Source organism: Pseudomonas sp. PvP001 (assembly GCF_040546375.1).
GTDB lineage: Bacteria > Pseudomonadota > Gammaproteobacteria > Pseudomonadales > Pseudomonadaceae > Aquipseudomonas > Aquipseudomonas coleopterorum.
On sequence record NZ_JBEPNQ010000001.1, the window covers coordinates 92,175 to 104,541 of the forward strand.

A 12,367-nucleotide genomic window follows, 5' to 3' on the forward strand; every position below is an offset into this window, starting at 1 on the left:
GCTCCCTACAAATGACCCTGCTCCCTCTGATTCACCGTGTCGCCGTATAAATTTCTCCGGGCCTTACCGGCCATTCATAAGCGTACGGGAGAATAAGTTTGAGTTCATCAGTTCATAGCCACACGCCTTCAGTCGTGGCGGTCGACAGTCGAGGGCTGACGCTGCGCGACATTGCCTACCACCGTCACCCTGGTGCGCCTGGTCTCACAGACAGTCGCATCACTCGATATGATCATAATTATGGAGGTTTCACGGTACTTGAAGCAGACCCGCGCCTTCACGGGGTAGGGCTGACCAATTTCACCTACGTGCGCAGCCTTGGCGGCAAGGCATTGCGCGTTCACAGCGCCGATACCGGGATTGTCCTGTCCCTGGAGGACGCTGCCGGGCGGCCCGCCGTTGCAATTTCTCACATCCAGCAAACGGAGACAGGCCGATTGGATCTGAGCCAAGCCGTCAACAGCACTTGGCAGTATGAGGATTGCGCCTTGCCTGGTCGTCCGGTGAGCGTGACGCAGCAAGTTGGAGCGGCTCTACCCCAGGTCAGCGAGCGTTTTGTCTATGCAGGCAATGCTGACGCCGAAAAGGCGATGAACCTGGCCGGCAAAGTCTTCATGCGCTACGACGGCGCCGGGTTGGAGTGTACTGACGCGTTCTCTTTGGCCGGGCCTGCGAGCTCTGTCACAAGGTGGCTGGTGAAGGAGGGCGATGATCCGAACACAGTCTCCAATTGGTTCGGCAACAGCGTCCAGGCATGGAGCCAACTGCTTACTGATGTTGGTTACACCACCAAACGAGCGATAGATCCAACCGGCGGCACGCTCGCAACGACCGATGCTTGCGGCAACGTGCAATGCGTCGAATACGACGTTGCCGGGCTTGTGACCCGCAGCTCTCTGGTATGGCAGGATCTTGCGCCTCAGGTCATCCTCGAAGAAGTGGAGTACGGCGCGACGGGGCAGAAGCAGCGCGAGAGGCACGGCAACGGCGTAGTCGTTCACTACGACTACGAGCAAGACACAGAGCGTCTGAGCCGGATCAGAACCGTGCGCCCTGCAGGCCATGCCGCCGGCGCACGAACATTGCAGGATCTGCGCTATACATACGACCGGGTGGGTAACGTTGTCAGTGTCAGCAACGAGGCACAAGAAACGCGCTATTGGCGTAACCAGAAAGTGCAACCGCTGAACACCTACACCTATGACAGTTTGTACCAGTTGGTGAATGCGTCCGGGCGCGAAATGGCCACTGGCAGGCAACCAGCCGCCCGTGGGCGAATGCCCACGGCCATGGCTTTACCCGACACCTCCACTTACACCCTCTACAGTCGAAGCTACAGCTACGATACAGCTGGCAATATGACGCAAATCCGTCACAGCTCTCCGGCAAACGATAACAATCACACCACTGCGATTACGATCAGTGACACCAGCAATCGAGGAGCAGTAAGCACATTGGCCGCAGACCCCTCAGACGTTGAGGCCCTGTTCGGCACAGGCGGACAGCAGCTTCAGCTCCGGCCCGCTCAAGCGTTGACATGGACACCGTCGGGCGAGCTGGCCCGAGTGACGCCTGCGACCACCAAACAGGACAGTCGCGACCACGAAAGCTACCTGTATGGCCACGACCGCCAACGTGTCACTAAGACCAGTCTGATCAGTCACACCGACGGGACTCATAGACGGCAAGTGGTGTACCTGCCAGGCCTGGAACAGCGCAGCTCGGCAATTGACGAGCAGGTCACTGAGCATCTGCAGGTCATTACGATGGAAGTGGCTGGTCGAACAAGCGTGCGAGGCTTGTACTGGGCATCAGGCCTACCGGAAGGGTTGAGCAATCATGTATTGCGTTATACCTACGACAATCTTATCGGCAGCAGTGGACTGGAAGTCGACGGCGGCGGCATGGTGATTGGCGACGAAGAATATTATCCGTATGGCGGAACCGCGCTATGGACAGCACGTAGCCAAACCGAGGCCAGATACAAGTCGGTCAGGTATTCGGGCAAGGAGCGCGATGCGACGGGGCTTTACTACTATGGCCATCGATACTATCAGCCATGGGCAGGTCGATGGTTGAGCGCGGACCCGGTAGGGACCGTGGATGGGTTGAATCTGTATCGTATGGTGAAAAACAACCCGGTGACGCTCAGGGATAATGACGGACGTGTTGCCACCGAAGCCAATGAGGTCGCCGGCGGCATCACGCTCGCCGATACATTCAAGCCGGGAGATATAGTATATGGGCTGGATGCGCCCCGCAAAAAAGCGGTTTCAACGTTGATAGCCGCAGGATTCAAGCAAAAGGAACCCATCAAGCCCCCCACCAAAAACCTGCTGGCAGTCCTGCGACAATCACTTCGCAAGCCCAGCATCAAGAGCAACATTCTTATCCAGAACGACATTACCAACGCCGTCTGGGACGCCACCGACCCTTTGAAATACGCGGACGACCGGACCATCGGCAAACAATTGAACGACGCCGGTCGAGCTATCCAGTTCAAGTCGTTCCTGGCGGTGCATCCCAAGTACAACGTGAAAGATCAGGAGGATGCTCGACTCCTGCAAAGCCAGCCCTTCAATGCCATGAAGCTGGGTGTTCCATTGTGGAAAAAAACGAGTAAGGCAGGGCTCGAATTCCAACTATTGGTCAGGCAGCAACCCCTGCATTTCGTAGCCGATGTCATTGGCGATGACATCGGTGCGGTGGTCTCAAAACAAGGGCATGGCGCAAGTATTACCTCCAGCGAACTGCGCTGGCTGTATCGGCATAGAAACCTGCCCGAAGTTCGTGCGAACCTTTTCTTCTACAAGGATGGCAATAAAGTCTCTCACGACTCGATATTCGGCAACGCCAACTGGGCCAATTATCGTCCCAAGAAAACGTATTCGGGGTCTGGCGGACACGCGTCACGGCACCTTGGGTCGACTGTCGGCCACCGATGAAGGCAAAAGGCGACAGGTGTGCTTGTCGGCGTATCCACCTTGGGCTTTACTGGAACCAGCGTCCAACAAAATCACAAGAGACGATGCCGATGAGCAACTCCCTGAAAACCCGCAAAAACGACAGCCATGTCGACGCCTGGGCCATAGGCTTCATGATCGTGGTGGTCATGGCGACAGCGGTGTACTGGTTCAGCCGAGGCTGACCCAGTACGGCAAGCTGAGTCTGCCTCAGTTGTCATAACCCAGATTGGGCGCCAACCAGCGCTCGCTGACGGCCAGATCCTGCTGCTTGCGCGCCGTGTAGCTCTGCACCTGGTCGCGATCGATCTTGCCCACGGCAAAGTATTGCGCCTGAGGGTGAGCGAAATACCAGCCGCTGACCGCCGCTGCCGGGAACATCGCGTAGTGCTCGGTGAGCGTCACGCCGCTCTGCCCGTTGTGATCGAGCAGGTCGAACAGCGTACCTTTCTCGGTGTGGTCCGGGCAGGCCGGGTAGCCGGGGGCAGGGCGGATGCCCTTGTACTGTTCCTTGATCAGCGCCTCGTTGTCCAAGGTCTCCTCGGGGTCATAACCCCAGTGCTTTTTGCGCACCTGCTGGTGCAGCCACTCGGCGCAGGCCTCGGCCAGCCGGTCGGCTAGTGCCTTGACCATGATCGAGTTGTAGTCGTCGCCGTTGTCCTGATAGGCCTTGGCCACCTCTTCGGCACCGATGCCTGCCGTGGTGATGAAGCCGCCCACGTAGTCCGTCACGCCGCTGTCCTTGGGTGCCACGAAGTCGGCCAGGGAGAAGTTCGGCTTGCCATCGGTCTTGATGATCTGCTGACGCAGGTGATGCAGACGCGCCAGCGGCTGGCCGTCGTCGCCGTAGACCTCGATGTCGTCATCCTCGACCTGGTTGGCCGGCCAGAAGCCGAACACCGCCCGGGCACGGATCAGCTTCTCGTCGATCAGCTTGCGCAGCATCGCCTGGGCATCCTCGAACAGGGCCGTGGCCGCTTCGCCCACCACCTCGTCGGTGAGAATGCGCGGGTACTTGCCGGCCAGGTCCCAGGCGATGAAGAACGGCGTCCAGTCGATGTACTCGGCCAAGACATTGAGGTCGATATCGTCCAGCACCCTGGCGCCGGTGAAGGTCGGCTGCACCGGGTTGTAGCTGCTCCAGTCGAAGCTGGCCTTCGCCGCGACGGCCTGGGCGTAGCTCAGACGCTCGGTGCGTGCGCTGCGGTTGGCGGTACGTTCGCGAACATCGATGTACTCCAGGCGGGTCTTCTCGACGAATGCGGGCTTGAGCTCCTTGGACAGCAACTGGGTGGCAACCCCCACCGCGCGTGAAGCGTCGGTGACATAGATGACCGCGTCGTTGCTGTACTTGGGTTCGATCTTGACGGCAGTGTGCGCCTTGGACGTGGTCGCGCCGCCGATCATCAAGGGCAGGTGGAAATCCTGGCGCTGCATTTCCCGGGCAACGTGGACCATCTCGTCCAGCGAAGGGGTGATCAGGCCGGACAGGCCGATGATGTCGCACTTCTGCTCACGGGCGACCTGAAGAATCTTGTCGGCCGGAACCATCACGCCCAGGTCGACGATGTCGTAGCCGTTGCAGCCCAGCACCACGCCGACGATGTTCTTGCCGATGTCGTGCACATCGCCTTTCACCGTCGCCATCAGGATCTTGCCCTTGGCCTCGGGCTTGTCGCCTTTTTCCAGCTCGATGAACGGAATCAGGTGGGCCACGGCCTGCTTCATCACCCGCGCCGACTTGACCACCTGGGGCAGGAACATCTTGCCCGAGCCGAACAGGTCGCCAACGATGTTCATGCCCGACATCAGCGGGCCTTCGATGACCTCGATCGGGCGTTTGAACGATTGCCGGGACTCCTCGGTGTCCTCGACGATGTGCGTGGTGATGCCCTTGACCAGCGCATGTTCCAGGCGCTGATTGACCGGCCAGCCGCGCCATTCCTCGGTTTCGGCTTCCTTGACGCTGCCGTCGCCCTTGAACTTGTCGGCGATGGCGAGCAGGGCGTCGGTGCCTTCGGGCGTACGGTTGAGGACCACATCCTCGACACGCTCGCGCAGCTCGGTGGGGATCTGGTCATAGATCTCCAACTGGCCGGCGTTGACGATACCCATGGTCAGACCGTTGCGGATGGCATGCAGCAGGAACACGGAGTGAATCGCCTCACGCACCGGGTTGTTGCCACGGAACGAGAACGACACGTTGGACACGCCGCCGCTGGTCAACGCATAAGGCAGTTCATCGCGGATGTAGGCGCAGGCATTGATGAAATCGACGGCGTAGTTGTTGTGCTCCTCGATGCCGGTGGCCACTGCGAAGATGTTCGGGTCGAAGATGATGTCTTCCGGCGGAAAGCCGACCTGATCCACCAGGATGTCGTAGGAACGCTTGCAGATCTCTTTCTTGCGCGCTTCGGTGTCGGCCTGGCCGGCCTCGTCGAAGGCCATGACCACCACCGCAGCGCCGTAGCGCTTGCACAGCTTGGCGTGGTGAATGAACGCGTCGACGCCTTCCTTCATGCTGATCGAGTTGACGATGCCCTTGCCCTGGATGCACTTGAGCCCGGCTTCGATCACTTCCCACTTGGAGGAGTCGATCATGATCGGCACCCGGGAGATGTCCGGCTCGCCCGCGATCAGGTTGAGGAAGGTGACCATGGCCTTCTGCGAGTCGAGCATGCCCTCGTCCATGTTGATGTCGATCACCTGAGCGCCGGCTTCCACCTGCTGCAGGGCGACTTCCAGGGCCTCGGTGTAGTTCTCCTCGCGGATCAATCGGGCGAAGCGCGCCGAACCGGTGATGTTGGTGCGCTCGCCGACGTTGACGAACAACGACTGGCGATCGATGGTGAACGGCTCCAGGCCCGACAGGCGGCAGGCCTTGGGGATCTCCGGAATGGCGCGCGGCGGGTAGCCGGCCACGGCGTTGGCGATGGCTTCGATATGCCCGGGCGTGGTGCCGCAGCAGCCGCCGACGATATTGAGGAAGCCGCTCTGGGCGAATTCTTCGATGATCTTCGCGGTTTCCGACGGCAGTTCGTCGTATTCACCGAAGGCATTGGGCAAGCCGGCGTTGGGGTGGGCGGACACATGCGTGCCGGCCTTGTTCGACAACTCTTCCAGGTAGGGACGCAGCTCGCTGGCGCCCAGCGCGCAGTTCAGGCCCACCGAAATGGGCTTGGCATGGCTCACCGAGTTCCAGAAGGCTTCGGTGGTCTGCCCGGACAAGGTCCGGCCCGAGGCGTCGGTGATGGTCCCGGAGATCATGATCGGCAGCTCGAAGCCCAGTTCTTCGTAGACGCCTTGCACGGCGAAGATCGCTGCCTTGGCGTTGAGCGTGTCGAAGATGGTCTCGATCAGGATCAGGTCGGCGCCGCCTTCGATCAGGCCCTTGGTGGCTTCGGTGTAGTTTTCCACCAGCTCGTCGAAGGTGACGTTGCGGTAGCCGGGGTTGTTGACGTCCGGGGATAGCGAGCAGGTGCGGCTGGTCGGGCCCAGCACGCCAGCCACGAAGCGTGGCTTGTCCGGCGTTTCCAGGGTCTTGGCATCGGCGACCTGGCGCGCCACCCGCGCACCTTCGACGTTCAACTCGTACACCAGCGATTCCATGCCGTAGTCGGCCTGGGACACCTGGGTGGCGTTGAAGGTGTTGGTTTCCAGAATGTCCGCACCGGCGTCCAGATAGGCCTTCTCGATGGCGGCGATCACGTCCGGACGGCTGAGCAGCAGCAGATCGTTGTTGCCCTTGACGTCGCTGGGCCAATCGGCGAAGCGCTCACCGCGGTAATCCTCTTCCTCGAGCTTGTAGCTCTGGATCATCGTACCCATGCCGCCGTCGAGAATCAGGATGCGCTCTTTGAGGGCTTGCTGGAGAGCGTGAAGGCGAGCACTGCGGTCGGACATGGGAACCACTCTTTCAGAAAATTCGGACACTGTGACAGGGTGCGGATAATAGCAAACCTGTGCGCTATTTGATCACGAAGGGCATGTCCATGAATTTCGCTCATGTTGAGAGTCAGCCATTTAGTCGAATCACGTGCTTCCTGCCGATTGTGAAACATCAGCGCATCAGCTCAGGCATCGACGAAATGCGCGACCTTTTCCGGATTTTTGCAGTCCCACCCCCCGGAATGCCCCGAAAAGGGGCGCGAATTCTCGTTTCAAAAGGCGGTACGCATGCTGATTTCGCTTCAAGCTCTACGGGCCCTGGCCGCCTGGATCGTGGTCTGTCATCACTTCATGCAGATCTTTTTCGACTTCCACGCCTCAGGCCCCATCGGTCAGTTCTTCACTGACCGGGGTGCGGTGGGCGTCGACATCTTCTTCGTCATCAGTGGGCTGGTGATCTACCTCTCGACCCAGGACAAGCAGATGCCCGCAGGGCGCTTCCTGCTCAACCGCATCATTCGCATCGTCCCGGCCTATTGGCTGTACACCGCGCTGATGGGGTTGATGCTGGTCAGTCTGGGTCAATGGCTGCCGCACGCCGCCATCGACCTGCCGCACTTCATCCTGTCGCTGCTGTTCATCCCCTCGGAAAACCCCGGCGGCTACGGCCTCTACCCGACGCTGAACGTAGGCTGGACGCTCAACTACGAGATGTTCTTCTATCTGTTGTTCTCCCTGGTGTTCACCGTGCCGCAGCGCTACCGGCCGTTGATCGTCGCCGCCGCCCTTGTGGCGGTCAGCGAAGTGCTCGGGCGCTATGGGGTGGTCAGCCGTTTCTATCAGAACAACATCATCTACGAGTTCCTGCTCGGCATCGGCATCGGCATGCTCTATCGCCGCGGCTGGATCGCCCAGGGCCTGTGGTTGCCGCTGGCGGTGATCATCGTGTCGGCGCTGCTGATCTATCACCTGGATTCCAGCGACCGTCTGCTGCACTGGGGCCTGCCCAGCGCCTTGATCGTGCTGGCCTGCGTGGCCATGGAACCGCACTTCCGTGGCAGCCGCATCCTCAAGGCGTTGGGCGACTGCTCCTACTCGGTTTATCTGGTGCACGTGCTGGTGCTCTACGGCGGCTGGCTGGCCAGCGTGCGCTGGCACCTGAACCCGTATTGGGTGTTTGCGTTCTGCGTGCCGACCATCGCCCTGGTGTCGTGGGCCAGTTACGTGTGGATCGAAAAGCGCCTGTATCGCCGGGTCAAGCATTGGACCGACGCACGTCTGGATTCGAATGCGATGGCGCGTATCAACTGATTCCCGACCAAAACAGTCAGGCTTTGTCAGCGTCGCCGGATTCGCGTAAACTCCTGGCAAGTCTGTGAGGAACCACTATGAGCGCTATAACGATTACCGACGCTGCGCACGATTACCTGGCCGATCTGCTGAGCAAGCAGAACACCCCCGGTATCGGCATACGCGTGTTCATCACCCAGCCAGGCACCCAGTACGCAGAGACGTGCATTGCCTACTGCAAGCCGGGTGAAGAGAAGCCGGAAGACACCGCGCTGGGCCTGAAGAGCTTCACCGCCTGGATCGACGCGGTCAGCGAAGCCTTTCTCGACGACGCCGTGGTCGACTACGCCACCGACCGCATGGGCGGGCAGCTGACCATCAAGGCACCCAACGCCAAGGTGCCGATGGTCAACGCCGACAGCCCCGTCAACGAGCGCATCAACTACTACCTGCAGACCGAGATCAATCCCGGTCTGGCCAGCCATGGCGGCCAGGTCAGCCTGATCGACGTGGTCGAGGACGGCATCGCCGTGCTGCAGTTCGGCGGCGGTTGCCAGGGTTGCGGGCAGGCTGACGTGACCCTGAAGGACGGTATCGAGCGCACCTTGCTCGAACGCATCCCCGAGCTCAAGGGCGTACGCGATGTGACCGACCACACCCAGAAAGAAAACGCCTACTACTGATCGGCGTGGTTCGAGCACCGACTCGCTGCCTCCGTGCAGCGTCGGTGCCGGGCCTTACTGGCCGAAGCGCTGTGCATACCCCTGGGGACTGACCCCGAGTACTTTCTGAAAGCTGCGGCGCAGATTCTCTGCATGCCCGTAGCCGCACAACCGCGCCACACTCTGTACTGACAACTGCCCACCCTGAATCATGGCCCTGGCCGCTTCCAGGCGCACCCGCTCGATGTGTCGCGCCGGGGTGATGTTCAATTCGGCGAAGAACACGCGATACAGCGTGCGTGGCGTCATGTTGGCCTTCTGCGCCAGCGCTTCCAGGGACAGGTCGGCGCTGAGGTTGTGCGCGATCCATTCCAGCAGCTCGGTCAGCCTCGACGTCGGCCCGTTGATGCGTGCCAGGTGCGGGCTGAACTGCGTCTGTCCGCCCGAGCGCTTGAGGAACAGCACCAGGCGGCGCGCCACAGCCAGCGCCAGTGGCCGGCCCAGATCGGCCTCGATCAAGGCCAGCGCCAGGTCGATGCCGGCCGTGACGCCGGCCGAGGTGAAGATGTGGCTGTGGCCATCCTTGTCCGACGGATCAAAGGTGTGTAGCCGATCGCCCCGAACCTGTACGTTGGCGAAGGTCTTCAACGCCTCGACATCATCCCAGTGGGTGGTGGCGATCAAACCGTCCAGCAGCCCGGCGCTGGCGAGCATCAGCGCGCCCGAACACACCGAGCCCAAACGCCGTACCTGAGGCGCCGCCGCGCGCAGCCAGGCGAGCAGGGCGGTATTGGCGCATTGCTCGGCATCGCTGCTGCCGCCGGGCAGCAATACTGTATCCAAGGTGGAGCAGTCCACTGACTGCCAGCTGGCATCGGCATGCAGTTTGAGCCCGGCCGAGGTCGCGACGGGTCCTGGGGTTTCGCCCAGCAGTTGCAGGTCATAGAAGGGCGCCAGCCCCTGGCGCGTCAGCTCGACGTTGGCCGAGGCGAACACCTGCATCGGGCCGGTCACATCCAGGCTCATCACGCCGGGGTAGACCAGGCAAGCGATCACTTTCATGGAAACGACCTCGCAGCGTGGTGATTCACGAACGGTACAGGTGAGCATGACCGGCGCGGTACAGCGCGGAGTCGGCGAAGCTATCCGTTTGCAGCACATGGCCCACGAGTATGAGCGCGCTGCGACGAAAGTCCTTGGTCGCGACCTTATCCTGGATATCGGCCAGGGTGCCCAGCACGAAATCCTGATCCGGCCAACTGGCCTTGTGGATCACCGCGACCGGGCACCCAGCGCCATAGCTGGGCAACAGTTCTGCGACGATCCTGCCCAGATTCTTCACTCCCAGATGAATGGCCAGTGTGGCGCCATGCTGGGCCAGGCTGGCCAGGCTTTCGCCCGGCGGCATGGGTGACTTGTCGCCGTAGCGAGTCAGGATCACCGTTTGCGAAACGTCGGGCAGTGTCAGTTCCACCCCCAGCAACGCCGCACAGGCCGCGGTCGCGGTAACGCCCGGAATGATCTGGTAGTCGATGCCATGCTCGCGCAGGCACCGGATCTGCTCGCCGATGGCGCCGTACAGCCCGGGATCGCCACTGTGCACCCGCGCCACGTCTTGGCCACGGCCGTGGGCCTGCTGGATGATTTCGATGATCTGTTGCAGGTGCAGCTCGGCGCTGTTGTGCACCTGATGCGCAGTGTGCCCTTCGAGCACGGCTTCGGGCACCAGCGAACCGGCGAAGATGATCACCGGGCATTGGCGGATCAGACGCTGACCCTTGACGGTGATCAGCTCCGGATCACCCGGCCCGGCGCCGATGAAGTAAACGGTCATGGGTATTCCTGACGGGCGGAGGGGTGAATGATATTCAAGTTGGGCGCTGCGTGCAGCCGCGGTGACGTTCCGTGCAGGCGATGGCCAGGGTTGCCACCGCCGAATGCCGTCGGCTGACGCGCAGCATCGAGGCGTGCTGGGCGCCATCCTCGGCCATGGCCAGCGCGGCGCTTTCCGCCACGCCCAGGCAGCCGGTGGCGGCGAACGAGCGCGCGGAATGATGGCTGAGGCGATCTTGATAAGGCGCCAGGGTCGCGGCGCCATAGGTGGCGAACGGCAAGCCGAGACGTTCGGCCAGCGCCACCAGCCCCGGTTCGTGCGCCTTCATATCAATGCTGGCGATGCCACGCACGTCAGCCCAGGGCAGGTCGTGTTCGAGCAGCGTTTGCTCCAGCAGGTCGTGCAACGCTTGCGCGCTGCACCCCACACGACAGCCGAACCCGACCCACAGCGCTGTCATCGGCTTCAGCGACCGGCTCGGCGGAACAACCAGGCGCTGATCAGCCCCAAGGCCAGCCAGAACACGGCGTTGGTCACCAGCGAAGCGATGATGAACTGCTGCTCCAGAGCCTGCGGTGCCAGGCTCGAATGATGCTCGGGCTGGGGCGCGCCGATCAGGTGCGGTACCAACACGATGGCCAGTCCCAGGGCTTTGAGCAACGTGCCACGGCCGAACACCAGCAATGCCAGACCTACCGCAGTGGAGGCCGCGGTACCGATCCACCAGGTCTGGCGCAGCACCAGGTCCGCTGCCTGGGTGCCGGGCAGTTCCGGCGGCAGCCCCAGGTTCGGCGCCAGACAGAACACCGCGAATCCGCCCAGTCCCCACAACAGCCCCTGAGCAGTGCGCCCAGGGGCGCGCAGCGTATACAACGCCACCAGCATCAGGGCGAACCCCACGGCTACCACCAGATTGCCTCCGGCGGTCGACAGCACGCGCTGCCAGCCGTCTTCCGGCTCCCAGGCCTCGGCGTGTTCGTGCCCGGCAGCGGAAACCTCGTCATGCTCGTGCTGGGCCGAGGCGGTTTCATAGGTTTCGCCCTGGAGAATCAGCGGCGAGACCCACAGGCTCTGCAGCAAGGTCAGCAGCAGGGCGGCCAACAAGCCGCTGAAACCAGCGGTACGGGCGATGTGCCTGATCATCTCGCCGCTCCTCAATGGCACGGAAAGGCGGCGCTGTGCCGGGTATCGTGAGCGGCGTTGTGCACCGCCTCGATGTGCGAGAAGCCGGCGAAGCCCACCAGGCAGCAGCCCAGCAGGAAGGTGCCGACCGCCAAGGCGATGCGCTGCGCGAGGGTGCCGGCGGACGGCAGGGCGTGTTCGGGGGTGGAGGCGGTGGTAGACATGGCGTTCCCTCATGTGGTCCCCACGGCGGTGGTCCACGGTATGTGGCACCATCGATCGGGCACGCGCACGAAGAAAGCCTGGCGCGGGCGCGCCATGCTCGCAACAGAGCCCGCCCACCGCAGGGTTGTCGATCAACGATTGTCTGGGCCGGTCTCCGGGCTTGCGAGGGGCGGCATGAAGCCCGCCTTGAAAGCATCGCCTTCCCATACCCGTGGGCACAGTGGATCTGACACTTCTCTCGCTTACCGTTGCGGGGGCAGCACCGGACTTGTGCCAATCCCTCCTGGAGGCTGGCACGCACCGGTTTCCCGTTTCACCCTGTGAAGGGCACCCAAACGATGGCGCCTAGCAAATCATGTCGCCGCCGCATCGTCAATGCGCTG

9 protein-coding genes and 1 riboswitch are annotated in these 12,367 nt (G+C 61.9%); of the genes, 3 read left to right on the plus strand and 6 right to left on the minus strand.

The window, feature by feature from the left end; all coding sequences use genetic code 11:
• Positions 1-98: 98 nt before the first annotated feature.
• On the plus strand, positions 99-2,945 hold the full coding sequence (locus ABMD26_RS00445) for an RHS repeat-associated core domain-containing protein (protein ID WP_354306845.1): 2,847 nt from the start codon (positions 99-101) through the stop codon (positions 2,943-2,945).
• A gap of 228 nt (positions 2,946-3,173) precedes the next feature.
• Here the strand turns inward: ABMD26_RS00445 and metH are convergent, their stop codons facing one another.
• The gene (gene metH / locus ABMD26_RS00450; RefSeq protein WP_354306847.1) at positions 3,174-6,866 is read right to left on the minus strand and encodes a methionine synthase; all 3,693 of its coding nucleotides are present in this window, start codon (positions 6,864-6,866) and stop codon (positions 3,174-3,176) included.
• Positions 6,867-7,139: 273 nt separating this feature from the next.
• Between metH and ABMD26_RS00455 the strand changes: the two genes are divergently transcribed.
• Together ABMD26_RS00455 and nfuA are read left to right on the plus strand one after the other, a co-directional pair.
• The gene (locus ABMD26_RS00455) at positions 7,140-8,162 is read left to right on the plus strand and encodes an acyltransferase family protein (RefSeq protein ID WP_056842682.1); all 1,023 of its coding nucleotides are present in this window, start codon (positions 7,140-7,142) and stop codon (positions 8,160-8,162) included.
• Between the two features lie 77 nt (positions 8,163-8,239).
• Positions 8,240-8,824, plus strand: coding sequence for a Fe-S biogenesis protein NfuA (gene nfuA / locus ABMD26_RS00460; protein ID WP_049859622.1), 585 nt, complete (start codon positions 8,240-8,242; stop codon positions 8,822-8,824).
• A gap of 54 nt (positions 8,825-8,878) precedes the next feature.
• On the opposite strand, the gene ABMD26_RS00465 is transcribed toward nfuA, so the two are convergent.
• Genes ABMD26_RS00465 through ABMD26_RS00485 form a run of 5 tightly spaced genes read right to left on the minus strand, consistent with a single transcriptional unit; the run spans position 8,879 to position 11,983 of the window.
• The gene (locus tag ABMD26_RS00465) at positions 8,879-9,865 is read right to left on the minus strand and encodes a GlxA family transcriptional regulator (protein WP_354306850.1); all 987 of its coding nucleotides are present in this window, start codon (positions 9,863-9,865) and stop codon (positions 8,879-8,881) included.
• 25 nt (positions 9,866-9,890) lie between these two features.
• Positions 9,891-10,637: a precorrin-4 C(11)-methyltransferase gene (cobM, locus tag ABMD26_RS00470; protein ID WP_134722358.1), complete on the minus strand. Its 747-nt coding sequence runs from the start codon at positions 10,635-10,637 to the stop codon at positions 9,891-9,893.
• 34 nt (positions 10,638-10,671) lie between these two features.
• Positions 10,672-11,097: a cobalamin biosynthesis protein gene (locus tag ABMD26_RS00475; RefSeq protein ID WP_134722357.1), complete on the minus strand. Its 426-nt coding sequence runs from the start codon at positions 11,095-11,097 to the stop codon at positions 10,672-10,674.
• A gap of 5 nt (positions 11,098-11,102) precedes the next feature.
• Entirely contained in the window at positions 11,103-11,780 is a 678-nt protein-coding gene (locus tag ABMD26_RS00480; protein ID WP_134722356.1) for a CbtA family protein, read from the minus strand.
• A gap of 11 nt (positions 11,781-11,791) precedes the next feature.
• Complete coding sequence (locus tag ABMD26_RS00485) at positions 11,792-11,983, minus strand: CbtB domain-containing protein (protein WP_090358222.1); 192 nt, start codon at positions 11,981-11,983, stop codon at positions 11,792-11,794.
• Between the two features lie 129 nt (positions 11,984-12,112).
• A riboswitch (cobalamin riboswitch) is annotated at positions 12,113-12,334 on the minus strand.
• Between the last annotated feature and the right edge of the window lie 33 nt (positions 12,335-12,367).

Bases quoted from the DNA above. Each gene is read 5' to 3' on its own strand.
- nfuA (WP_049859622.1), top strand. From the start codon at position 8,240: ATGAGCGCTATAACGATTACCGACGCTGCGCACGATTACCTGGCCGAT.
- cobM (WP_134722358.1), bottom strand. From the start codon at position 10,637: ATGACCGTTTACTTCATCGGCGCCGGGCCGGGTGATCCGGAGCTGATC.
- metH (WP_354306847.1), bottom strand. From the start codon at position 6,866: ATGTCCGACCGCAGTGCTCGCCTTCACGCTCTCCAGCAAGCCCTCAAA.
- ABMD26_RS00485 (WP_090358222.1), bottom strand. From the start codon at position 11,983: ATGTCTACCACCGCCTCCACCCCCGAACACGCCCTGCCGTCCGCCGGC.
- ABMD26_RS00480 (WP_134722356.1), bottom strand. From the start codon at position 11,780: ATGATCAGGCACATCGCCCGTACCGCTGGTTTCAGCGGCTTGTTGGCC.
- ABMD26_RS00465 (WP_354306850.1), bottom strand. From the start codon at position 9,865: ATGAAAGTGATCGCTTGCCTGGTCTACCCCGGCGTGATGAGCCTGGAT.
- ABMD26_RS00455 (WP_056842682.1), top strand. From the start codon at position 7,140: ATGCTGATTTCGCTTCAAGCTCTACGGGCCCTGGCCGCCTGGATCGTG.
- ABMD26_RS00475 (WP_134722357.1), bottom strand. From the start codon at position 11,097: ATGACAGCGCTGTGGGTCGGGTTCGGCTGTCGTGTGGGGTGCAGCGCG.